Genomic DNA, 24853 nt, shown 5'->3' with positions numbered 1-24853 from the left:
GCGCTCACATCCGAGGAGAGACGAAAGCGACCGTGGTCACCGGCTTGCCGGTGACCACGCACGGCAGAGACCGGTCGGTGCGGCAGAACCCGAGCACCTCACCACGGCGCAGCGCCGCAACGTTCCGCACCGCATCCTCGCTGACCGACAGCGCACTGACCGCCACCAGGCGCTGCGCCAGGACCTCGGGCAGGTCAGACATCCCATGGCGTAGGGATGTCAAGCGGCTGCGGCGAGGGTTGCGTGGTGTGACCATGCGGTGGCCTCGTCGTAGAGGGTGCGGGTCTTGAGGCATCCGTGGAGGATGCCGACGAGACGGTTGCCGAGCTGGCGCAGAGCGGGGTTGTAGCCGGCGTCGCGTGCGCGCTGCTTGTCGTAGTAGCGACGGGCGCCGGGCGAGGTGTTGATGGCGGAGAACGCCTGCTTATGGAGGGCGTCGGCGAGGCGGTCGTTGCGCGCGTGGCGGGCATGGACGGCGTGGGTCCTGCCGGAGGCGCGGGTGATCGGGCTGGTGCCGGCGTAGTTCTTGCGGGCCTTGGCGGAGGTGTAGCGGGTGGGGTCGTCCCCGAACTCGGCCAGCACCCGAGCGCCGGTGATCTCGCCGATGCCGGGCATCGACAGGTAGATCTCAGCGTCCGGGTGCGCGAGAAAATGCGCGCTCACCTGCTCTTCCAACGCGGCTATCTGCTCGTTCAGCGCGATCAGCAGATTGGCGTGCGCGGTCGCCGCCGCGGCGTAGGCGGCAGCGACCGGGGCGGCGACGCCGAGCTGCGGCTCGCGCAGGCCGGCCTGGATCGCGGCGGCCCGCTGGTCCCGGTTGCGCCGGCGGTGCCGGGCCAGCACCGCAATGATCTGCGGCTTCGTCAGCTTCGTCGCCTGCTCGGGCGTCGGGGCCTTGACCAGTAGTTCCAGCGCGTCGGTGCTGGTCAGCTCCAGACCTGCGTAGGCGTGCAGCGCGCCGGGGAAGTACTCGCGCAGCGTGTTCCGCAGACGCTGGAAGGCGCGGGTGCGTTCCCAGATCAGGGTCTGGTGGGCACGGGCGACGACCTTGATCGCCTGGGCCTGGTCGCTGTCCCCGGCGACCGGCCGCAGCTGGTCGCCGTCGATGCGGACCATGTCGGCCAGCGCGTGTGCGTCGCCCTTGTCGCTCTTGGCCCCCGAGGTGCCGTACCGCTCCTTGAACCGCGCCGCCTGGCGGGGGTTGACCGCGTAGACGCGGTAGCCGGCAGCGATCAGCGCCTGCACCCACGGTCCGCGGTCGGTCTCGATCCCGACCGCCACCTGCCCGGCCTCCAGACCCTCGCCGCCGTGGCGCGCGATGAGGGCGTGCAGCTTCGCGATGCCCTCCACACCCTCCGGCAGCCGCGCGGTGCCCAGCCTGCGGCCCGTCTCGTCCTGGACCTCGACGTCGTGGTGGTCTTCGGCCCAGTCGTCGCCGATGAACAGCACCGGCACCCGCCCCTTCGCTCTCGTCCGATCATGATGCGCAGCCTGCGGAAGGCACGGCTCGCTCTCTAATGGATCAAGTGCTCACGCCCAACTGCCCGGCGGGCACGCCATCCCATCAGCAGTCAGGCCTCCCGGCCGACCAGCAGGGGCACGGTCTGACCTCAGAACTCGCAATGGCTCAGAGGCACGGAGTGCTCACCTGCTGGCGGCTACGGACCGTAGTCTTCCTCACGGCCCGACAAGGCCCATTAGAGGCGGTGGCTGGCACCAGGCGGCTGCGGGCGAACTCCCATGCGCCGTTTGCGAAGGCGGCACCGAGGTCGGCGAGCAGAGCACGCAACTCCGGGGCCAGCACCGCCGGATCGGCGCAGTACACCGTGCACTCCTCCCCGGTGTCGCCGCGCACGAGCACAGCCTTCCACTGCTCGCCCGCGGTTCGCGGCTCGAACAGCTGGACCGTCACGGGCACCCCGCGCGACTGCCACTCCCGCCGGGCCTTTGTCAACGCTCCCGCGCTCTCACAGCCGACCTCCCGCACAAGCACACCGCCCTTTGCCAGAGCGCGGCCCAGCGCACTCGTTGCCTGCGGCGACGAAGCCTGGCCGCGCAGCAGCACCAGCACCTGAACCGGCGCCAGGTCGGGATGAATGAACAACTGCCGCCGCCCGTGCAGACCCAGCATCAAGTGGGCCATCAGGATCCGCCGCGAGGTATACCCGGCCAGCTGCTGGCTGAGGTGGAAGTCGCCCTGTTCCCGAAAGCCGATCCGGTAGGGGCGGGAGAACCGCGTGCCCTGGTCGTAGAGGCAGGCAATCTGTCCTGTCGCCTGCAGCGGAAGCGGCGCGTCGGCCGCGACCGCCAGGTCCGCTACTTCGGCCCGGTTGGTCCACGGCGGCCGTGTGCTCCACACCACCGGGACGTGGAAGCGCTCGATCAGGTTCGCCACCATGTCCCTTAGCCGTCGCAGGTCCTGCTGCTGCGAAACGCGGTCAGCATGAGCGCAGTGGAACTCGAAGACGTCGTCGTGCTCGGTGGTGTGGAACACTCCGCGGCCACCGTGCCGCCCGCCGCGGACCGGGCGGAAGTACCGGGCCCGCTGGTACATCCGGATCGGAAGATCACCGCGCCCGGAAATTGCCCGGGCCCAGTGCGAGTAGATCACCATCTCCCCGGTCGGCGTGAGCGCCAGCCGGGGCTTGCCCTGCGCCAGGTCGGTGTCCGTGCCGACGAGAAGCAGCCGGTCGTGCAAGTCCACGACCTCGCGAGTGGGCTCCGCGACGGATAAGGGCACCGTGTGGGGGTACTCATGCTCGGCGAGGCCCGCGCCCTCGTACGCGGCCCGCACCAACTGCCGGAACCGCTCCAACAGCGCGACCCCGTATGGCAGGACCACCGCCGCACCAGTCGCCTCCACCGCGCGGTTGTCCAGGATCTGCGCCTCGCGCAACACCCTGGTGAAGTCGCCGACGGTGAACGGCCCGTGCGGCAGCCCCTGTCGGTGGCTACTGGGCGGCTCCCGCCACTCCAGGCGACTCTGCGGAAGAGGTGACACGCTCGGTCCCCACACACCTGTCCATCGTGTCGCGACATCGTCCTCGCCGACCTGCGGCCCGATCACTTCGACTCCCCCAACATCACGCCCGCCCTGGCTAAGACGGCCTCGACCTCGGAGATGACCACGCCGAACACTTCCTCCCTACGCCGGGCGGCGTCGACCACCACCACTCCCTGCTCCGCCGACCCGCAGGACAGGTACAGCTCGCGGTACTCGGCCAGGTCTGCAACGTTCTCGTCCCGCCCCGGCCTGCCACGCTGCGCAACCCGCTCGACCGCCACCTCGGCCGGCAGGTCAAGGAGCACGGTGAGGTCCGGTGACGGCGCATGGCTCAAGATCACGTCGATATCAGCGCGGGGGCAACCGGCCCGGTAGGCGTTGACCCGCCGGTCGAGGACGTGCCGGTCATGGATCAGCACCGCGCCGGGTTCACATGCTTCGACGGCCGCACGGTCGAGCCGCACCTCTTCCAGCGCCATCACGTAGTCGACGTGCCGGGCGTCGAAGGCGAATCGGGCACTTCCGGGGTCGCCGTGATGCTCGGCCGCGTAGTTGAAGAAGAAGGACGACAGGAACGGATCGCCGGGGTCGACGGTGCCGTTGTTCTTCTGCCGGTAAGCACGCGGAAGATTCCCGACGATCCGCGTAGGCACGCCCCGCGCCTCGAGTTCCGTCTGCAGCGCCTGGCACAACGTGGACTTGCCGCCTCCGTCGATCCCGCACACCGCGATGCGCACGTGTTCGGTCATGTCGCCCGGCTCCTATCGCTGCGCGTCCGGGCGACCCGCCGACTCGCGGATCTCGTTGTTGCCGACCAGCGTCATCCGATGGGGAGAGTCCAGGGGCGCGTGCGGAACGCCGAACGCGAGGATTTCCAGGGGCTGTTCCATCGCAGGGTCCGTCTTGACGCCGTGCGGGTACTTCGCCGGCACATACACGGTGTCGCCCGCGCGCATACGAAAGTCCGTCCCATCCACATGGATGAAGCCCTCCGAGGCGAGGACATACAGGATGTGGTCACCCTCATGGGTGTGGAGCTCGAACTCGCTACCGGGCTCCAGGACGATCCGGTCGACTCCTATGCGCATCCCGGCGAGGGCTTCCTCGCCGGCACCGGGCCGACCGCTGATGCCCTCCAGGACAGTGCCGTCCGACTGGGTCAGTACGGTACTGGCCTCGGTGAGCACGTTCCGAATGTGCCGCGTGGGGTCGAAGTTGACCATGATGCCACTCCTTCGCTCTGTCGTAGCGCACGTAGTGGCCTCACTGGTGGTGCCGTGAGGCAGACCGCTGCCGGGCCTGGGCGGGCAAGGCAGCAAGGTATGCCACCGTAGCCGGTCGGTGACCCTGCGTTCGAGGCAATTAGCGAATTGCCCGACCCACAGCGGACCGACCAGTCGGCCGCCCGCCACTGGTGCCGGCAGGACGGAGTCCAGCCTCCCTGCCCGACGGGCATCGATCGCGAGCAGCCCGCTGACGCCGACGCTCCAAGACCGGCACTGCCCAGCGGGCGTCACCCATGCGACCATGCCCGCATGGACAACGCCGCGGATGATGTGAACGAGGCAATCCGCTCAGAGCTGCGCCTGATCGATCCACAGGTACGCCTGTCGAGTGAGCAGGCGGCAGAGCTGCTGGACCCGGACTTCGTGGAAGTCGGCTCGTCCGGGCGGCGTTGGAGCCGCACTGACATGCTCGCGGCCCTACCCGATCTACCGGGCGCTGACGACGAGCCCTACCTGGCCACGGAGATGTCCGGTGTGCTGCTTGCGCCGGGGCTTGTGCACCTGACCTACCAGACAACCGGATCGGGGCGCCGCGCGCGCCGCAGCTCCCTCTGGCGTCGCAGTGCAGACGGGCGCCAATGGAAGCTGTACTACCACCAGGCAACTCCCGTGCCGCCATCCGAACAAGGCTGACATCGCCGACAGCTCCCACAGGTGAGCAATATTCAGGAGCTCAGCCGCGTACGAACATGGGATGCTCGACTGCAGCCCGGTCGCCGCGCAGGCGCGATGCAACTCGGCGACCGACACGCGGCCCCAACACGTCTCAGGAAGCGGTCCTTCGATCTATGGCTACGGTCCTCTCCATCGCCGACGCGCTGCGCGAGCACTTCGTACAGGCGATCTCCACTGCGTTCCCCGACGCCGCGGACAGCGACCCCCAGCTGCGACGAAGCGACCGCGCCGACTTCCAGGCCAACGGCATCATGAGCCTGGCCAAGCCGCTGCGGGTCAACCCCCGCAAGGTGGCGGCGCGCGTACTCGGGAACCTCGGCTCTGACCAGGTGATCGCGAACCTGGAGGTCTCCGGACCCGGCTTCATCAACGTCACCGTCACCGACGCCGCCATCCTCGAACGGCTGGCCGCCCGCGCCGCCGATGCCCGACTCGGCGTGGGCAGCAATGCCGAGGCCGGCGTCACGGTGATCGACTACAGCCAGCCGAACATCGCCAAGGAGATGCACGTCGGTCACCTGCGCTCCACGATCATCGGGGACGCGCTCGTGCGCGCCCTCGAGTTCACCGGCGAGAAGGTCATCCGGCGCAACCACCTCGGCGACTGGGGCACCCAGTTCGGCATGCTCATCCAGTACCTCATCGAGCACCCGACCGAGCTCGACGAAGGCACTGAGCCGGACGACTCCGGGCCGTCGATGTCCTGCCTCAACCGCCTGTACAAGGCATCGCGCGCCAAGTTCGACAGCGACGCCGACTTCGCCGACCGGGCCCGTCGGCGCGTCGTCGAACTGCAGGCCGGCCACGTCGAGACCGTCGCGTCCTGGCAGGGCATGGTCGACGAGTCGAAGGTCTACTTCGAAGCCGTCTACGCCCGCCTCGGCGTCCTCCTCGAAGACGCCGACGCCATCGGCGAGAGCTACTACAACCCGAGGCTCGCCGACGTGTGCGCCGACCTCGAAGCCTCCGGCGTCGCCGTCCGCTCCGACGGCGCCCTGTGCGTCTTCTTCGACGACATCAAGGGCCCCAACGGCGAACCGACCCCGCTCATCGTCCAGAAGAGCGACGGCGGCTACGGCTACGCCACCACCGACCTCGCCGCCATCCGCGACCGCGTCGGCATGCTCGGCGCCAACCAGCTCCTCTACGTCGTCGACAGCCGCCAGGCCCTGCACTTCCAGATGGTCTTCGAGACCGCCCGCCGCGCCGGCTGGCTGCCCGACGACGTCCGCGCCCTGCACCTCGGCTTCGGCACCGTCCTTGGCAAGGACGGCAAGCCCTTCAAGACCCGCTCCGGCGAGACCGTCCGCCTCATGGACCTCCTCGACGAAGCCGTCGACCGGGCCCGCACTGTCGTTGCCGAGAAGAGCCCCCAGCTCGCCACCGAGGAACTCGAAGACCGGGCCAAGCAGGTCGGCATCGGCGCGGTCAAGTACGCCGACCTGTCGACCTCCCGCACCCGCGACTACATCTTCGACGCCGACCGCATGGTCTCCCTCAATGGCGACACCGGCACCTACCTCCAGTACGCCTACGCCCGCATCCAGTCCATCCTGCGCAAGACCCCTGAAGGCGTCACCCCGACCGCCCACCAGGACCTCGCCTTGGAGCCGGCCGAACGCGCCCTCGGACTCCTTCTCGACGAGTTCGGCGCCACCATCGACCTCGTCGCCGAGACCTTCGAACCCCACCGCCTCTGCGCCTACCTGCACAGCCTCGCAGCGGCGTACACCACGTTCTACGAGCACTGCCCCGTCCTGAAGGCACCCAGGCGCGAGGTCATGGAGACCCGGCTGCTGCTCTGCCAGCTCACCGGCCAGACCCTGCGCCAGGGCATGGACCTCCTCGGCATCGGGACGCCCGAGAGGCTGTAGCTGACGAAAGCCTTCGAGTGGGCCAGCCGTGATCGGCTCACTCGAAGGCTTTGCGTGCAGTAGCGGGCGCGGTCCTCTTGCATGGAGTCGGCGGCCTGCTGGGACTGTGTACCGCTACCCCGTGGAGCGCATCAGGCTCATGCTGCGGCCTCGGTCCTCGATGCCGACGTAGGCGTTGACGAGGAAGGGAGCCAGCTTCGGGGTTGCCCGGTCGGCACCGGTGCGGGCGTCGAGGATGACATTGCCGTTGGTCGTCCGGCCGTACACCGCTCCGTGCCACACGGCAGTGACCACCGGCACCAGCCGACCTCCCGGCGTCTCTGTGATCGACCAGAGCCATTTCATCGACGTCGCGTCCAAAGCCGCGATCGAGTGCGTCTGACCGAACAGCTGGTCGTTGCAGAGGATGACGGACGTTCCGTCGAAGTCACAGTGCCAGGGGTGCACATACGCCCCCGGCCCCGGGTGGGCGCGGACCGCTCCGGAACGGGCGTCGACGATGACGAACCCATCGGAGGCCGACATCGCGAGCAGGCCGGGGCCGGCGGAGGAGGCGACGGCGTGGCTTTCCGTGTGGACGGCCGACCACCGAGGACTACCGTCTGATGCGCCGTAGCCTGCGAGCTGACGCTCGCCGTACGTCGGGGCCTCGGCACCGGCCACGATGCCATCGACAAGCTGCATCGCGTGGAAATCCGCCCTGGTCCATCGGAGCTGCCCGGATCCCGTGTCGACCACATAGGTCGTCTCGTCGTCGGACACGACCACGCTCTGCTCGTCCACGGCCACCACCTGCGCCGCCCGGATGCCGTCTGCGAGCAGCGATTCGTCGCGGCTCACAGCCTCCTTGTCCAGAGGCGTTTCCACGAGGTCGACCTGAGCGCTCCAGACGGTCTTGCCCGTCGTCGAGTTGGCGGCCAGTACCTCGATCACGTTTCGGCCCCTGCCGGTCCCCGTGCCCGGGACGTAGCGGGAGAACGCCACGAGCACGGCGTCAACGCCGTGGAAATGGGCGGGCAGCGGCGCGGCCCTCTCGGACCCGAAGCCGCTCTTCGAAGCGGGGATGGTGCTGGCCGCACTCCAGATCGTGTTTCTGGTGACGGCGTCGACCGCTTTCATGCCTTCCTCGGTGGTCACGAAGGCGGTTGTGTCCTTCAGTGAGATCGCCGGCCGTTGCCGTGCGGGGCTTGATGTCGAGGGCTGGACCCCCTCGTCGAGTGCGTCCCCCGTGCCGTCGCCGTCGCCGAAGTCGAATGACGTCGGCGGGTCGAATGCCTGGAGATGCCGGGCCGCCGGGGGAACCCCGTCCGCAGACAGGGGAGTTGAACTGCTACAGCCCGACAGCAGGCCAACCATCGCCACCACCAGGGCGACAGCACCAGCCCAGCGCCGATGCCGATAGCGAGCCGCGAAGATCATCATTCCCCCTTTGCTTGATCACCGAAGCAGTGCAGACTGTACCTGACAGTGATCGGCTGGCTCCGGAATGCCGCCCAGCCTGGGGTATTCCACGGCACGGCGCAATGAGACCCGTGGACCGATTGATCACGAGAAGGACTACATACCTCCAACTGTCGGCTGTGACCGATAGGGTCAAGGCCTTGTAGGAAGGCCCTGGTTCGTCCGCGGCCGGACAGCAAGGAACAGGGAGGGCACAGGAGTGTCGGCAGCGGGCAAGGATGGCAACTTGGGAGCGCGTCGGCCGAAGCCTGCACCGCCGCGTGTGCAGCGCTGGTTCCAGGAGCGGCCCTCTCCTTTCCCGCACGAGCAGGAGGCGCTGGATCACGTCAAGGCCCTGATGCCGCAGGCAGAGCCGTTTCGGGCTTGGGCGACGTTCTCCTTCACCGCGGTTTCTGGGCGCGTCAACGAGAACGATCTGTTCATCCTGGTACCGCGCGGCCTGTTCCTCGTCGAGCTGAAGGGCCAGCCCGGGCGGCTGACCAACAGCGGCAGCACCTGGAACTTCCACGGCCCGGACCGGATCCGAACCATCAACAACCCTCTCCACCTCACCGATCTGAAGTCCAAGGAACTCCGGAGCCAGCTCTCCTGGGCCGCGTCGAAGCACTACCCCGGACTGCAGATTCCCCGGATCTCACCCGCCGTGTTCGTCTCCGCCCCGGACCTCCGCTCCGAGCTGGACGCGGTCCAGGCCATCGACGTCTTCGGGCGCGATGACGGTGCCAGCGGCCTGCCCCGAATCTGGCAGGACTTCCTCGGCCTGCCCCCGAACCGCGACACCGACGCGGCCCGGCACGAGCGCTTCCGGCTCGCCCAGGCACTGCCGGACCTGATGAAGAAGATCGGTGTCCGCGCCTCCACCGCGCACCTGAACTACGGCGACGGCTGGCGGCTCGACGGCCGCCCGCTGGACGGCGGACCCACTTGGGAGGACCGCCTCGCCTCCCGGGAACAGCCCGTCCGCGAGGAGGGCCGCGTCCGGGTCTACCTGGTGAGCCAGCAGGCCACGCCGGAGACCCGGAACTCCGTCGAGCGGGCGGCCAAGCGCGAGTACCAGGTGCTACAGGGCATCAACCACCGCGGCATCGCGCAGGCACGGGAGATCCGTGATCACCAGGGCGGCCCGGCGATCCTGTTCCACCACCGCGCATCGGACCTGCGCCTCAGCGCATACCTCGCCACCCACGGTGCCACGCTGACCCCGGAGGCCCGTCTGGAGCTGGTCCGCCAGCTCGCCGAGGCGCTGCGGTACGCCCACAACCGCTCGCTGTACCATCGGGCACTGGCCGCGCGTTCCGTCTACGTCTCCTGCAAGCCCGACGGCTCATCGCCGGTGCTGCGGATCATCGACTGGCAGGTCGCCGCACGGGACTTCGACACCACGTCCCAGACCTCCCTCGGAGACCCGAGCGGCGGCGGCGACCACATCGAGAGCGCGGCACGGGTCTATCTCGCGCCCGAGTTCGAGATGGAGTTCGCCGACCCGGTCGACCTCGACCTCTTCGGCCTGGGCGCGCTTGCCCACCTGATCCTTACCGGCGAACCGCCGGCCGAACGGCGCAGCGCCCTTATCGAACGCCTGGCCGCGGACGGCGGTCTGCATCCGTCCGCGGTATCGGACACGGTCTCGGAAGAGCTGGACAGTCTGGTCTTCAAAGCCACCAGGACGGATGTGGCCGATCGGCTGGACTCGGTCGATCGCTTCCTCGACGAGCTCGACCGGATCGAGCAGGCTGTCACCGCCGAGGCGTCGACGCCCGTGGGCGTGGACCCGCTGTCCGCGGTGCCGGGCCAGATGGTCGATGGGGAGTGGACGGTCGAACGTGTCCTCGGCACCGGGGCTACCGCTCGCGCACTGCTGGTGCGCCGAGAAATGGAAGACTTCGAGGGCCAGGTCAAGGTCGATCAGCGTGTCCTGAAGGTAGCTCTCGACGAGTCCCGCGCTGAACGCCTCCGAGCCGAAGCGACAGCACTGCGCGCGGTCGGCGGAGGCTTCGTGGTGCGGTTGCTCGACGGTCCGCGCGAGGTTCACCACCGGACCGTTTTGGACCTGGAGTACGCCGGCGAGCGCTCGCTCGGCACCCGCCTGCGTGGGGACGGCCGACTCACCTACCACGAGCTGGAGCGGTTCAGCAGCGACCTCTTCACCGCACTGGACCAGCTTGCCGGCAAGGGCATCCGGCACCGCGACCTCAAGCCGGACAACTTCGGTGTGCTGCAGCGCGCCGACCGCTCCTGGCAGCTGATGCTCTTCGACTTCTCCCTCGCGGACGCCTCAGACCGGGACGTGAAGGCCGGCACCCGCGGCTACCTCGACCCGTTCCTGGACACCCCACGCCGACCGGTCTTCGACGACCACGCCGAGCACTACGCCGCCGCCGTGACCCTTCACGAGATGGCCTCGGGGGAACGCCCCCGCTGGGGCGACGAGATGACCGACCCCCGGACCACCGAGGACGAATATCCGGTCGTCGCCGAGGATGTCTTCGAACCGGCACTGTCGGAAGGCCTCACCGCGTTCTTCCGGCGCGCCCTGCACCGCGACGCCGACCGGCGCTTCGACACCCTGAGGCAGATGCGCGACGCCTGGCAGGCGGTGTTCACCAAGGCCGACGCGGCCGTTCCAGCCGGCTCGGAGGACACCGACAAGGACGCCGACAACGACGAGGGCTTGGAGGCCACCCGGGACCGGTTCGCCGAACAGGCGGCGCTTGAGACGCTACTGAACGCAGCCGGCCTCTCACCACGCGCGGTCTCAGTGGCTCACTCCTTCGGCGCCGCTACGGTCGGAGAGCTGCTCAACGTGCCGCTGCACCAGATCGCGCGGGCGCGCGGCGCCGGTGCAGTCATTCGTAAGGAGTTGAACCGTCGGCACAAGCAATGGTCGGCCAGGCTCCGGCCGACCACCTCAGCGCCGAAGCGGTCGGGCAGTACGGGCGCAGCGCCCACGGGACCGGTCCTCGCCCTGTCCGGGCTGCCTGCACAGTTCGTGGCTCGAGCCAGCATTGACGACCTCGCCACCCACCTCGACCCGGGGCCCCCACGCCGAGGCTCCACCCGTAGCGATGTCATCCGGCTGACCCTCGGCCTGCCAACCGTTACCGGGGAGCCGTCGCCGCTGCCCGTCTGGTGCTCCCAGACGGAGATCGCCAAGAAACTCGACATCAAGCAGCCCAGCGTCTCGCGCAGCCACGTCGCCGCCATCCAAGGCTGGATCCTCGACCCGGTCATTGCCGGCCTGCGCGAGGAGATCACCGCCTTCGTCGAAGCGTCCGGCCGGGTGGTCACCGTCCACGAGCTGGCCACCGAAATGCGCATCCGCAAGGGAGTCAGCGAGCAGGACCCGGACCGGGCGGAGGCACTCACCTTCGCAGTGGTGCGCGCCGCCCTCGATGCCGAGGCATGGCCACACGACAAGGAGGACGACGATCAGCCGCGCCTGGCCGTCCTCCGACGAGGCGGCAGGATGTTCGTCGCCAGTGAATCCCTGCCGGGAACCAACCACCCCAGCGCGCCGGACCTCGCCGACTACGCCCGGGCCCTCGGCCAGCAGGCGGACCGCCTTGCCTCGGCCGACCCGCTGCCGGACCGCGCCGTCGTCATCCGTGAACTGCGATCCGTGCCACTTCCCGCCGGAATGGCCGCGCTCGCCGACGCCCGTCTGGTCGCACTCGCCTCCGCCGCAGCTCAGGACGCGCTGTACTCCCCCCGTCTCGAGCTCTACCCCAGCGGCCTCTCGCTGGCCCGGGCCATCGCCGTCTCCCAGGCCGCAGCCGGGATCCGGCGCGACCGTGGCGCCACCGTCGACGAACTGCTCGCCAAGGTCCGGCTCCGTTTCCCCGACCTCCACCTGGGCCAGCCGACCCAAGTGGAAATGACGGAAGCGCTCAAGGAGGCCGGCTTCGTCCTCGAGTATGACCGGGATGTCGAGCGGTTCCGCCCGCCCGTCCCGGAAAGTGCCCGTGGGGTGACCACCTCGGCGACGTCTACCAACCTTTTCTCGGGTGCACTGGGTGTGGCTGCTGCCTCAGCGGCCGCTGGCCGCGATCCCCAGGCGCTGCTCAGCGCCAAGCTGGAGGACGCCAAGCGCCGGGGAGGGTTTCTCGCGTTGACCCTGCGCGGCAGGTACCTGCCCGGAGCGGCCGAGGACATCGCCACGGCGTACGGCGTGGAGCCGCTCGCCCTGGGCGAACTGTTCCTGTCCGAATTCCGTGCCCTCGCCGCCGAGCAGGGCACCGAGTGGGCTCGAGTGCTGACCATCGACGCGAAATTCACCGCCTCCGGCGACCTCTCGCGCGGCCTTCGCTCCTACGTCAACGGCGCCTGGACGCGAGTAGCGCAGCGACTGCACGAGCGGCTGGAGGTGCTCGGGCCGCAGACCGTACTGCTGCTCCACGACGCTGGCCTGGTGGCCCGCTACCACGACGCTGGCGGCCGCGAGCTGCTCGTCTCACTGCAGAACGCCGCCCGGCGGGAGAAGAACGCACCGCACGGGCTCTGGCTGCTCTGCCCGTCTGAGGCACCACAGGAGACTCCGCAGCTGGACGGCGTGATCGTCGAGGTGCTGGGCGAGTCGGAGCGCGCGGTGCTGCGCGGGGACTTCCTCGAAGGCCTGCGGCAGCTGAGCGTGGCGTGAGTCCCGCTCACGGGCAGGGTGGATGGTGAACAGCCACTCGTTCGGGTGCGGTGAGCTGGCAAGATGAGGACGCACGGCCCGTAGGGCTGGCGAATGCGAACGACGGTAGAAGGATGGGCGCTGTGGCGGGTCGGGGAGTGGACCAGAACGAGCTGCTGAAGGACCTGCGTAGGCAGGTGGCAGCCCTGGAGGACGACCTGCGGGAGCGCAGCCAGGACGTACCCGAGTTCGCGGCCACGCTTACGGACGAGTACCAGCGTGCGCGCACTGCCGAGCGCACCGCGGCGACTTACGAGAGCTGGCGCGAGGAGCGAATCACCCAGGCCGCAGTGGCCTGGGTCCTCGGCACGGTCTTCGTCCGCTTCTGCGAGGACAACGGGCTGATCGAGTGGCCCTGGATCGCCGGCCCGGGAGAGCGGCTGGCGGTCGCCGAGGAGCGCCACGAGGCACACTTCCGCGAGAACCCCGAGCAGAATGACCGCGACTGGCTTGTCGCCGCCTTCAACCACCTGGCGGCGGCAAACGAGACGGCGGGCGGCCTCTTCGACCGGAACCACAATCCGCTGTGGGGGCTGACGCCGAGCTTTGATGCTGCGCGGGGGCTGTTGGCGTTCTGGCGGCGGCGCGGTGAAGACGGCGAAGCGGCACACCTCTTCGAAAGCGACGACTGGGACACCCGCTTCCTAGGTGACCTCTACCAGAACCTCAGCGAGCACGCGCGGAAGACATACGCGCTGCTGCAGACGCCGGAGTTCGTGGAGGAGTTCATCCTCGACCTGACGCTGGAGCCTGCGGTCGAGGAGTTCGGACTCTGGCCCGAAATGACCATCCGAGAGGGCGAGACCCGAGTAATCGAGCACCGCGGCCTGCGAACCATTGACCCAGCGTGCGGCAGCGGCCACTTTCTCTTGGGTATGTTCCAGCGGCTGTTGGCCAAGCACCGGGAGGCGGCGGGGCCGGGCGTCGACGACTGGGCGAACGTGCGAGCTGCACTGGAAGCGGTGCACGGATGCGACAAGAATCCGTTTGCAGTGAGCGTTGCACGGTTCCGATTGCTCGTCGCGGCATTGAAGGCGGCAGAGCTGAAGCGGCTGGACCAGGCGCCCAGCTTCCCGATTAACATCGCGGTCGGCGACTCACTGCTACACGGGCGTGGCGTCGGAAGGCGCAAGCTCAAGGGCAAGAGTGAAGACGACCTGTTCTCGGCGCTGGGCGTCGAGGAAGACGGCATCGAGGAGAACCCGTTCGCGTATGCCACTGAGGACGTGAACGAGTTCGTTCGACGCGGCGACTTGCTGGGAAAGCACTCGTATCACGTGGTAGTGGCCAACCCGCCGTACATCACCGTCAAAGACAAGCAGGAGAACGAAAACTACCGGGGGATCTACGACGCCTGCTCGGGGACGTACGCGCTGTCAGTGCCATTCGCGCAACGGATCTTTGAGCTTGCCACGCGCGATCAGCGCGGCTTCACAGGTCAGATCACAGCGAACTCTTTCATGAAGCGAGAGTTCGGTAAGAAGCTCATTGAAGAATTCTTTCGGGTGCAGGTGAAGCTCACGCATGTGATTGACACCTCGGGGGCATTCATTCCTGGGCACGGCACCCCCACAGTCATCCTGATCGGGCGGAATACCACCCATGGGTGGAGCGATCCGATCCGTGCGGTGCTCGGGGTGCGAGGGGAGCCAGGCCATCCTGCTGAAGCAGCAGATGGGCTGGTCTGGCGCGCGATCGTGGACCAGGCTAATTCCCCTGGCAGCGTGTCGAACTGGGTGGCTTGTGTCGACCTCGCTCGGGGCGCCTTGGCCTCCTCTCCATGGTCGCTTTCTGGTGGTGGAGCAGCAGAAGTGCTTGCGGCCATTGAGACGGGAACTGGCCGACTGGGCGAGCACGTTCGGAGTATCGGCAGGACGACGGCAACTGGTGCCGACGACGCATTCTTCCTGCCGAATGGTGAGACGGCTGCTCGCTTGGGCGATTTTAATGATGTTCGCGAATTGGTTGTCGGAGATGCCGTTCGCGACTTCGCGATCGGCGCCGGCGTGTATGTCAGAAATCCCTACGTGGACTCGAATAATTCGTCATTTGCGCCCGAAGATAGCCGTATCGCGACAAGAAGTCTCTGGCCGTATCGCGAACTGCTTGCGCATCGCGTGATCTTTGGCAAGTCGGTAATTGAAAATGGGTACCCCTGGTACTGCCACCTGGAGAATTACACCAGCAAGCTATCCACGGCAAACGGGATCAGCTTTGCATTTGTGTCTACACACAATCATTTCGCTCTTGACAGGCAGGGTCGCTTGTTCAACCGCACTGCGCCGGTGATCAAGTTGCCGGAAGGGGCAACCGAGGAGGAGCACCTGGGGCTTCTCGGAGTGCTGAACTCATCGACGGCGTGTTTCTGGTTGAAGCAGGTGTGTCACGACAAAGGTTCCCAAGGGATCGGCGGCGAAGGATTCAAGTCGCAGGCATGGGAGCGCTTTTACGAGTTCACCGGCACCAAGCTTCAAAACTTCCCTTTGCCGTCCACCATCCCTGTCGCTCTTGGTCGCGATCTCGATCAATGCGCGCAGACGCTCGCAACGTATGCGCCCGCAGCCGTCGCATCCAGCAGTCCGACCCGTGCTGCGCTTGAAGCCGCTCGAACTGCTCACGCCTCTACGCGCCGCCGCATGATCGCGCTGCAGGAAGAGTTGGACTGGCAGGTCTATGGCTCGTATGGGCTGCTCACCGACGCGGAGGTCAAGGACCTCACGATCACCAACCACGATGACCTCCCAGAAGTCGCCCTTGGCGAGCGTGCGTTCGAGATCGTGCTAGCGCGCAAGACCGCAGTCGACGACCCAGAGATCGTGTGGTTCACCCGCCATGGCTCCATGCCCATTACGGAGATCCCAGCACACTGGCCCGAGAGCTACCGCAAGATCGTGCAGCGCCGGATCGACACCATTGAGCAGCGTAGCGATCTCGCACTCATCGAACGACCCGAATGCAAGCGCCGATGGTTGTCCCAGGGATGGGAGAAGGCGGAAGCCGATGCTCTGCGTACGTGGCTGCTCGACCGCTGCGAGCGTAAGGACCTGTGGTTCCATACGCGCGACGGGATGCGCCAGCCGCGCACTCTCACACCTGCCCGGCTCGCGGACCTACTTGGCGATGACCCCGATTTCCACGCCGTTGCGGAGCTTTACGCTGGCGACCACCTTGGTAAGCCCGACTTCCGCCTTGTCGACGTGCTGCGTGAGGTCCTCGCGGACGAGCACGTTCCGTATCTGGCCGCTCTGCGGCACAAGGACTCTGGTTTGCGCAAGCGCGAGCAGTGGGAGCGGGTGTGGGAGCAGCAGCGCAGGGAGGATCAGACCGGCGAGCGGCTCGACATTGCGGTGCCGCCGAAGTACGCGAGTACGGACTTTCGCAAGCAGTCGTACTGGACGAATCGGGGGAAGCTCGACGTGCCGAAGGAGCGTTTCATCTCCTACCCGGACGCCGGTCCCGAGGCTGACCCAAAGCTTGTCCTCGGCTGGGCAGGCTGGGATCATCGGGACCGCGCACAGGCCCTCATCAACCTGGTCGCCGACCGCGTAGAGCGGGACAACTGGCAGGGTGAGCAGCTCGTCCCGCTCCTCGCTGGGATGCAGGAGCTGCTGCCCTGGCTGCGGCAGTGGCATGGCGAGTTTGATGCTGAGTGGGATGGCAACCCCGCCGCTGACTGCCAGGAGTGGCTGGACGCCGAGCAGCGCGAGCACCACATCACCGCGACCACCCTTCGGGAGTGGCGCCCAGCGGCGCTCCAGCGTGTCAAGGGTGCGACCAAGTGATATTCCGTCATCGCACAGACGATCAGAAGACCATGACGAAGGGAACCGCGACCCGCGATGTCCAGCTCTGAGCTCTACCTCCGGGACGTCCTGGACATCCCCGATGCGGTGCACGCCGGCAAGTTCAAGGTGGAACTGTCCGGCGGCTTTGAGGAGACCCAGCGTCTGGTCGACGAGTACGTCGTCACCGACCAGCTGAAGAAGGCTTTCGGCCAGGCGCTGACCCTCGTCCGCAGCTCGGCGCGGGACGGGTCCTCGAATGCGGCTTACCTGCATGGGTCCTTCGGCTCCGGTAAGAGCCACTTCATGTCTGTGCTGCACGCAGTGCTCAACAACGAGCCCGCGGCGCGCTCGAAGCCGCGTTTGCTGGAAGTGATCGCTGAGCACGACGACTGGCTGCGCGATCGTCGGTTCCTGATGGTGCCGTACCACCTGGTCGGCGCTGCTGACCTGGACTCCGCGCTCCTCGGCGGCTACGTCCGGGCGGTCCGTCTTCTGGACCCGACCGCTCCAACGCCCGCCGTCTACCGGGCGGACGCGATGCTGGACGATGCCCGCTACAACCGGGCCATCGAGGGCGACGAGCTATTCATCCGCAAGCTCGGGGAGCCGTCCGTCGAGGGTTCGGGCACCGTCCACTCCGGCGAGGTCGAGGACGACCTCGTCCCGCTGGAGGCCGGCGCTGCCCCCGTCAGCGGCTGGACGACTGCGGATCTGGACCGGGCGTTCGCGGCTCCGCAGGGTGACCCGCTGCGGGAGGCACTGGTGTCGGCGCTGCTGAGCGGGCCGATGAAGTCGTACGCGCGTGGCGCCAGCGGTGACGCGGAGGCGTTCCTGCCGTTGGAGGACGGCCTGTCGGTGATCAGCCGGCACGCCAAGTCCCTCGGCTACGACGGAATCGTGCTGTTCATCGACGAGCTGATCCTCTGGCTTCAGGCGCGGATGAGCGACCAGGACTTCGTGAAGACCGAGGTTGGCAAGCTCGTCAAGATCATCGAGTCGGGGGTGGCCGACCGGCCGGTGCCGATCATCTCCTTCGTCTCCCGTCAGCGAAACCTCTCCCAGCTGGTCGGCGAGGACGTCACGGGCGCCGAGGTGAAGAACCTCGAGTCCCAGGTCGGCTACCTCGCCGAGCGCTTTGACGTGATCAACCTGGAGGACCGCAACCTCCCCGCGATCATCAAGGAGCGTGTGCTCAAGCCGCGCTCACCTGAGGCCCGGGCGGCTCTGGACGCGGCGTTCGCCGACTTCGAGCAGTCCAACCCCCGGGTGAAGGATGCCCTGCTCGACTCGCAGGGCGCGACCCAGGCCGACTGGTCGGACTTCCGGGACGTCTACCCGCTCACCCCAGCGCTGCTGAATGTCCTGGTGGCGCTCTCCGGTGCGCTGCAGCGTGAGCGCACCGGTCTCAAGCTCCTCCAGGACCTGCTCTGGCGGCGGCGTGGGGACATGAAGGTCGGCCAGGTCATCCCCCTCGGCGACCTGTGGGACGTCCTGTCGGGCGGTATGGGTGACGCCTTCACCGACAAGCTCCGCAAGGAGGGCGAGCAGGCGTCCCGGTTCTACGACAAGGTCCGGGCCTCGCTGCTGGAGAAGTACCGCAGCGAGGACGACCCCGACTTCCGCTCCACCGACCGCCTCGTCAAGACGCTGCTGCTCGCCTACCTGACGCCCGAGGTGCCGGCCCTCGCCCGGCTGACCGCGCGCCGACTGGCGGACCTCAACCACGGTTCGGTCCGGCGCACCCGCACCATCACCGACGACCGGGTGGCGCTGGCCCGCCTGGAGGAGCTGCAGGGAGAGTTCGGCGGAGAGCTGCGCTCGGACGGCGGCGATGACCCGGTGTTCGCGCTGCACCTGTCCGACCTCGACGTCGAGCCGCTGCTGGACGCAGTGGGCGAGCAGGACCGGACGAGCGCGCGACGGATCTGGATTAAGGAGGCGCTGTGGCAGGCCCTCAAGATCAAGGACGTGGACAGCTTCGTCTGCGAGCGGGAGGTGGTCTGGAAGGGCACCCGGCGGACCGCCGAGTTCGTCTTCGGTAACGTCCGTGACACGCAGGAGATCCCGGACGACCATTTCATCCCCTCCGTGGAGGGGCGGGTGCGGTTCGTCCTGGACTACCCGTTCGACGTCGCTGGCCAGTACCCGAGCAACGACGCTGCCCGGGTGCGGCAGTTGCAGCGTGACGAGCGCTACCACCAGCCGACCGTCGTGTGGATCCCGGCTCACTTGTCGCGCCAGCGCGCGGGCCAGCTCGGCCGCCTTCTGAAGATCAACTATCTGCTGGAGCGCGAGCGGCTCGACGACCTGGCGGTCAACTACTCCGCCGAAGACCGTATCCGCATGCGCCACCAGCTCCAGGCGCAGCGCGACAACCTGGAGTCGCAGCTCACCGCGGTCCTGGGCCAGCTCTACGGGATCAGTCGGCTGGACGAGTCGAACTCGGGCGCGCCGATCGGTGAGGACGGGCACGTGATGTCGCTGTTGCTCGGCCACCAGGTGAGGCTGGAGGCTGCGGCAGGGTTCGAGGGCAACATGCTCCGGCTGTCCGACGCGGTCTTCCACCAGCTCTACCCCAAGCACCCGAATTTCGACATCGCCAACAATCGAAAGGCGATCACGCCGGGCGAGCTGAAGACCGTGCTCGACTGGATCACCAAGGCCATGGACGACGGCTCCAGGCGGGTCGAACTCGACCGGAGTCAGATGGCGGTGGTGAAGAAGATCGTCCATCCGCTGGAGCTCGGCGAGGTCCATGACGGGCCTCTCACTCTCAGCACTGAGTGGCGCCGCAGGATCGACCAGTACGCCGCCCAGCAGCAGATCACGGGTGACTACAAGGTCGATGAGATCCGCAAGTGGATCGCGCAGCTCGGCTGGACCGGGCTCGACAAGCAGGTCAGCAGCCTGCTGATCGCCACCTACGCGCTGCTGGCGGACCGGGCCTGGGTCTTCCACGGCAAGGTCGAGGCGAACGCGCCCGCGCTTGCCGCCATCGGCACCGGTTACGCCCTGCGGGCTCAGGAGATGCCCGACGAGGGTGAGTTCGCCACCGCGCGGGACCGGGCCGGGGCGCTGCTGGGTGTCGCAGGGGTGCCGCCGGTGCTGTTCGCGCGGAACGTGGCCAAGCTGGCCGCGGCCGTCCGCGCCAAGGCATCGACGCTGGAATCTGCGGTCGAGGGCGTGTGGAGTTCGCTGGGCAACGCACGGCACGCCACGGCGCTGGGTCTCGCCGACTCGGCGTCGCCGCGTCTGCTCGCGGCCCGGCACGCCGCAGATCTTGTCCAGCGGCTGACCCGGCAGCAGGACGACACCGCGCTCGTGCGGGAACTTGCCGCCGTCGCGTACGACATCGACGATGACGGGCTCGGGGCCGCGCTCGGCTCGGCCCCGACGGTGCTCGCTGCTCTCGACCGCGTCCAGTGGGATCTGCTGGATACCGTCCGGGATTACACCGGGCGCCCGGACGGGATCGGGGACCGGGCGCAGCGGCTGCTCGCCGAGGTTGAACGGGCGGCTCGGGAGGGTGAGGGCGATCGCAAGCTCGCGCCCGTCCTGGACACCATCACTTCGCAGGCGCTGGCGTTGATCAAGGACGCGGCCCGGCTGGCGGCCGTCTTGGCACCCGTGCAGCCCGCCCCTGCTGATCTGCAGCCCATCGCGCCCGCGGCGGAGCCGCAGGCCGATCCGACCCAGGCGGAGCAGGTCAGCCTGACTCTTCACGGGCAGCCGCCGTTGCCTTCCTCGCCGCCGGCGGCGGTGGCTGTGCCGGGTGCGTCGACCCGCAGGGTCGCGGCTCGTGCGGGTGACTCGGTGCTGGAGCGGGTGGTCTCCGACCTGCTCGGGGAGATCCGGGCGTTCAGCGCGGCCAACCCGGGCGCGGAGATCGAGATCGGTTGGAAGCCCGCCCAGGAGCCCGGGACGGGCTCCTCGCAGGGTGAGGGAGTGGATGTCTGATGTCGATGCTGCCACCACTGGTCAACCGGCGGGTCCTAGAAGCGCTGCTGCGGCTTGAGCTGCCGGCCGAGCCCGAGCGTCGGCTGGTCCTCGTCCACGGGCGCTACGAACCTGGTGGGGCCACCGGGTTCACGGCCGCGCTCGGCGAGGAGAAGCGCCGGGTCGAGGTGGTGGAGGACCACTCGGTGCTGGGTATCTCCGATGCGTGGCACCGCCACCGTGAGGCGGCCCCGGGTGACAGTTCTGTTCTCGTGGTGGCCACTGGGGTAGCGGACGGGCAGCTCGGCTGGGACCTGCTCGGGCACGCCCTGCGCCGCCAGGTGCTGAATGTGGACCGGGCCGAGATCGTCAGGCTCCGATTCGGTGCCACCGACCTCGATCCGCGTATCCGTGCGGAGTCCTGGTTGGTGAACGCGCTTCTGGACGCCGAACCGCACAGCGGCTGGCCGCGTGCAGGATCCGTTCTGACCCTGGATGCGGCGATGCGCGCGCTGGTTGAGGCCCGCCTGTCGATCGGGGACTGGGCCCAGGAGGCGACCGGCGGGCGGCGTGACCCGGTACGCCGGGACACTCCGCTGGATGCCGACACGCTGCTGTCCTGGTCCCGCAGCCCGGCCGGTCCGGCGGGGTATGCTGCGCTGGCCGAGGAGGAGCGCCAGGGCATCAGTGCCTGGCTGACCAAGGTCGTCGGCGAGGCCGCACCCCTGCTGCTAAACCTGTGCGCTGCCGGCCGTGGCCACGAAGCGATGGCCCTCGGTCTCGTCGGCTCAGTGCTCACTGGCCCCTCACTCCCAGCGGAAGCGGGGCTCGCGCTCGGCAGTCTGTTCGGCTCTGTCCGGCCCAAGCCCTCCGAACTGCAAGCCTTCACCGCCGCCGTAGAGGGGACGCTCACCCGCTGGCTGCTCCAGGCCGAACAGGCCGGAGCCCATCAGTACGCCGCGCGTGACCGTGCCCTCCAGGTTCTTCGGCAGGCAGACCTGCTCGCCGAGGAGGCCGGGCTCAGCGCAGAACTCGCGCAGAACGGCTACCTGCCCTCGGGGTTCCAGGCGCGGCTGAGCGTGCTCGCCGAGCTGCTGGATCCCGCCACCCCAGGCGCTAACCGTGACCCGAACCGCGCAGCCGACGCGCTGGAGCGGCTGCGCCACCACCACCTCGCTTCGTTCCTGCGGGGCCGGGTGCGTACCGCCGAGGCTGCGGTACGGCTGGTCCGCTGGCTGGCCGAGCCCCAGCCTGCGCTCGTCTCGGTCGCCGACGCCGTCGAACGCCATCTCGCAGACTGGGGCTGGGTGGACGCGGCGCTCACCATTTTGTGGGCGGGCGACGCCGAGGCCAGTCCCGCCATAGGCGCCGCCTACCGCAGCGTGTACCTGGCGGCGCGCGAGCGCCGCGCCGCGATCGACGAGACCTTCGCCGGGCACCTGCGCGAATGGACCCGTAACGCCGGCAGCCCAACGCCCGCCGGTGCGCTGCTCGTCGAGGACGTACTCGCCAAGATCGCGGCCAAGATCGCGGGCAGGGAGAAGCGCGCGCCGCTGGTCCTGCTGCTGGACGGCATGAGCAGTGAGGTCGCCGTCGGGTTCGGCGCCGAGCTGTCCCGGCGAGGCTGGCTGGAAGCCGGGCCGACTGCCGGGACGCGCAGCGCTGCCGTCGCGGCGATTCCCTCGCTCACCCGGATCAGCCGCGCCTCCCTGCTCACCGGCAGCCTCACCAGCGGCGGCCAGTCGGTGGAGAAGCCCGGGTTCGCCGCGTTCTGGTCCCGCCAACGGCGCTCCGGTGTGCTATTTCACAAGGCCGACATAGGAGGCGCCGCAGGGCAGCGCCTCGCCGAGGAACTGCAGCGCGAGCTTGCCGGCGACGCTGCCGTCGGAGTCGTCCTCAACACGGTGGACGACTCACTCGACCACGCCGCGCAGGGCGACCGCACCAGATGGCGGCTCGCCGACGTGACGTACCTGGAGGAACTGCTCAGCGCCGCACGGCTGTACGGGCGCCCCGTGGTGCTCGTCGCCGACCATGGCCACGTGCTGGAGCGTGGCGAGGGGCTCGGCGCACCGGCTGCCGGAGGCGGTGTGGGTGCCGCCCGGTGGCGTACCGGTGAGCCGGAGGATGGTGAGGTGCTGCTTGCCGGGCCTCGTGTCCTGGAAGGTGGCGGCCGGATCGTCGCGCCGTGGCGGGAGGACATCCGCTACACGCCCCGTAAGGCCGGCTACCACGGCGGGGCCTCCCTTGCGGAGATGACCGTACCGGTGCTCGTGCTGCTTCCTTCCGAGGCGCAGCTGCCGAAGGGGTGGTCTCTTATCGCCCCGGAGCAGGTGACCCCGCGCTGGTGGAACGCGCACGAGCCCGCAGTCGGCCAGGCCGCTGGGAGCGCCGTCCCTGCCGTGTTCCCGAGCCAGGAGCCGCGTACGAAGGCCGCCAAGGCGCAGGCACCGGTCGAGGCGGCGCAGCCCGAGGCGGAGAGGAGCACTCCGACGTTCGGACAGCGCCTTGCGGGCTCCGACGTGTTCGCCTCGCAGCGGCAGTATGTCCGGGCCGCGCCGGACGCGGCGGTCGTCGCCGCGGCCCTGGACGCTCTCGTCGCCGCAGATGGACTGCTGTCGCTGGTCGCGGTCGCCAAGGCGGCCGGAAAGCCCGGGCGAAGCGTTGACGGTTTCGCCGCCCAGCTGCAACGACTCCTGAACGTGGAGAGCTATCCCGTGCTGGAATTCACCGACAACGGCACGCGCCTGCGGCTCAACGTGCAGCTCGCCGTCGAGCAGTTCCAGCTGGAGGACCAGTGAGTGCCCTCGGGCCGGCCACCGGCGGCACCGGCGGCCACATCAGCCCGGCGCGGCGCCGGGAAGTGATCGACGCACTGCGGCGCGGCACTGTGCCGCAGTCGGGGCTCGACCTGTTCGCTGTCGGGCTGGAGCGCTTCGAGCGTGCCCTCGACGACGACCTCGCCGTCGTCGCACGCGGCGGAGCCGCCTTCCACGCCGTCCGTGGCGACTACGGCTCCGGCAAGACGTTCTTCGCCCGCTGGCTGGCTGAGCGGGCCAAGCGGTTGGGCCTGGCGGCTGCCGAGATCCAGATCTCGGAGACCGAGACCCCGCTGCACCGCCTGGAGACTGTCTACCGGCGGCTCACCGAGCGCTTGTCCACCTCGACCCACGCGCCCAGTGCCCTGCGCGCCATCGTGGACTCCTGGTTCTACACCCTGGAGGAGGAGGTCCTCGACGCCGGAGAGGTGTCCGAGGATGACAGTGAGGCACTCGGCAAGGCCGTGGACGCGCTGATGGAGACACGGCTGGCGGACGTTGCCCGCACCACTCCTGCCTTCGCCGCCGCGCTGCGGGGCTACCGCAACGCCAAGGCAGTGGGCGATGCGGCCACCGCTGAGGCGCTCATCGCCTGGCTCGGAGGCCAGAAGTCGGTGGCAGCGGCAGCGCGCCGGACCGCCGGCGTACGAGGCGACCTCGACCACTTCGCGGCACTGGGCTTCCTGCAGGGTCTGCTGACGGTCCTGCGCGACTGCGGCCACCCGGGTCTGCTGCTCGTCCTCGACGAGATCGAGACCCTCCAGCGCGTGCGCGGGGATGTCCGGGAGAAGGGCCTCAACGCCCTGCGGCAGCTGCTCGACGAGATCGACGCCGGCCGCTTTCCCGGGCTCTTCCTGGTGATCACCGGCACGCCCGCGTTCTACGACGGGCAGCAGGGCGTCCAGCGTCTGCCCCCGCTCGCCCAGCGCCTGGCCACCGACTTCACCACCGACCCGCGCTTCGACTCCCCTCGCGCCGTCCAGCTCCGGCTGGCCGGGTTCGACCTCGATCGGCTCGGCGAACTCGGGCGCGCCGTCCGCGACTTGTACGCTGCGGCGGCCCGAAATCCCGACCGGATCGGCGAGCGCGTCGACAACGCCTACATCGCCGAGCTCGCCACCGCCGTCACCGGAGGCCTAGGCGGCCAGGTAGGCATCGCCCCGCGCGTGTTCCTGCGCAAGCTCGTCGCTGACATCCTCGACCGCGTCGACGACTTCGAGGACTTCGACCCCCGGCAGCACTACGCGCTCACCCTCTCCGCCGCGGAGCTGAGCGAGGCGGAACGCAGTGCTGCCTCCGCCGGTGACGTCGAGCTCGACCTGTGAACGGCGCTGGCAC

13 protein-coding genes are annotated in these 24853 nt (G+C 68.6%); 7 read left to right on the top strand and 6 right to left on the bottom strand.

Annotated features, from left to right (window positions below; genetic code table 11):
• Positions 1 to 4 precede the first annotated feature (4 nt).
• From ACIBEC_RS30935 to ACIBEC_RS30915, 5 genes are all read right to left on the bottom strand, one after another.
• Positions 5 to 202 carry a hypothetical protein gene (locus ACIBEC_RS30935; protein WP_360500547.1) on the bottom strand — a complete coding sequence of 66 codons (198 nt, stop codon included), beginning with the start codon at positions 200 to 202 and terminating at the stop codon, positions 5 to 7.
• 17 nt (positions 203 to 219) lie between these two features.
• Positions 220 to 1449, bottom strand: coding sequence for an IS110 family transposase (locus tag ACIBEC_RS30930; RefSeq protein ID WP_360500549.1), 1230 nt, complete (start codon positions 1447 to 1449; stop codon positions 220 to 222).
• Positions 1450 to 1627: 178 nt separating this feature from the next.
• Entirely contained in the window at positions 1628 to 3001 is a 1374-nt protein-coding gene (locus tag ACIBEC_RS30925) for a hypothetical protein (protein ID WP_360500552.1), read from the bottom strand.
• Between the two features lie 62 nt (positions 3002 to 3063).
• Entirely contained in the window at positions 3064 to 3753 is a 690-nt protein-coding gene (locus ACIBEC_RS30920; protein WP_360500555.1) for a hypothetical protein, read from the bottom strand.
• A 12-nt stretch (positions 3754 to 3765) separates the two neighbouring features.
• Positions 3766 to 4227, bottom strand: coding sequence for a cupin domain-containing protein (locus ACIBEC_RS30915; protein ID WP_360500558.1), 462 nt, complete (start codon positions 4225 to 4227; stop codon positions 3766 to 3768).
• Between the two features lie 312 nt (positions 4228 to 4539).
• Between ACIBEC_RS30915 and ACIBEC_RS30910 the strand changes: the two genes are divergently transcribed.
• Together ACIBEC_RS30910 and argS are read left to right on the top strand one after the other, a co-directional pair.
• Positions 4540 to 4923: a DUF4440 domain-containing protein gene (locus tag ACIBEC_RS30910; protein WP_360500560.1), complete on the top strand. Its 384-nt coding sequence runs from the start codon at positions 4540 to 4542 to the stop codon at positions 4921 to 4923.
• Positions 4924 to 5078: 155 nt separating this feature from the next.
• Complete coding sequence (gene argS / locus ACIBEC_RS30905) at positions 5079 to 6839, top strand: arginine--tRNA ligase (RefSeq protein ID WP_360500563.1); 1761 nt, start codon at positions 5079 to 5081, stop codon at positions 6837 to 6839.
• 114 nt (positions 6840 to 6953) lie between these two features.
• Here argS and ACIBEC_RS30900 read toward each other — a convergent pair whose 3' ends face one another.
• Positions 6954 to 8261: a PQQ-binding-like beta-propeller repeat protein gene (locus tag ACIBEC_RS30900; protein ID WP_360500564.1), complete on the bottom strand. Its 1308-nt coding sequence runs from the start codon at positions 8259 to 8261 to the stop codon at positions 6954 to 6956.
• Positions 8262 to 8562: 301 nt separating this feature from the next.
• On the opposite strand from ACIBEC_RS30900, the gene pglW reads away from it, so the two are divergent.
• From pglW to brxD, 5 genes are all read left to right on the top strand, one after another.
• On the top strand, positions 8563 to 12936 hold the full coding sequence (gene pglW / locus ACIBEC_RS30895) for a BREX system serine/threonine kinase PglW (RefSeq protein ID WP_360500567.1): 4374 nt from the start codon (positions 8563 to 8565) through the stop codon (positions 12934 to 12936).
• A gap of 137 nt (positions 12937 to 13073) precedes the next feature.
• A complete protein-coding gene (gene pglX, locus ACIBEC_RS30890) occupies positions 13074 to 16757 on the top strand; it encodes a BREX-2 system adenine-specific DNA-methyltransferase PglX (protein ID WP_360500570.1) in 3684 nt (1227 codons plus the stop codon).
• Positions 16758 to 16814: 57 nt separating this feature from the next.
• Positions 16815 to 20717 carry a DUF6079 family protein gene (locus ACIBEC_RS30885; RefSeq protein WP_360500572.1) on the top strand — a complete coding sequence of 1301 codons (3903 nt, stop codon included), beginning with the start codon at positions 16815 to 16817 and terminating at the stop codon, positions 20715 to 20717.
• A complete protein-coding gene (gene pglZ, locus ACIBEC_RS30880) occupies positions 20717 to 23497 on the top strand; it encodes a BREX-2 system phosphatase PglZ (protein ID WP_360500574.1) in 2781 nt (926 codons plus the stop codon). Before ACIBEC_RS30885 ends, pglZ begins: the two co-directional genes overlap by 1 nt.
• Positions 23494 to 24840 carry a BREX system ATP-binding protein BrxD gene (gene brxD / locus ACIBEC_RS30875; protein WP_360500576.1) on the top strand — a complete coding sequence of 449 codons (1347 nt, stop codon included), beginning with the start codon at positions 23494 to 23496 and terminating at the stop codon, positions 24838 to 24840. Before pglZ ends, brxD begins: the two co-directional genes overlap by 4 nt.
• Positions 24841 to 24853 lie beyond the last annotated feature (13 nt).

Origin of the sequence: Kitasatospora sp. NPDC051164 (genome assembly GCF_044455625.1) — a bacterium.
GTDB lineage: Bacteria > Actinomycetota > Actinomycetes > Streptomycetales > Streptomycetaceae > Kitasatospora.
The sequence above is the reverse complement of the archived record's forward strand: the minus strand, read 5'-3'. Positions and strand labels throughout refer to the sequence as shown.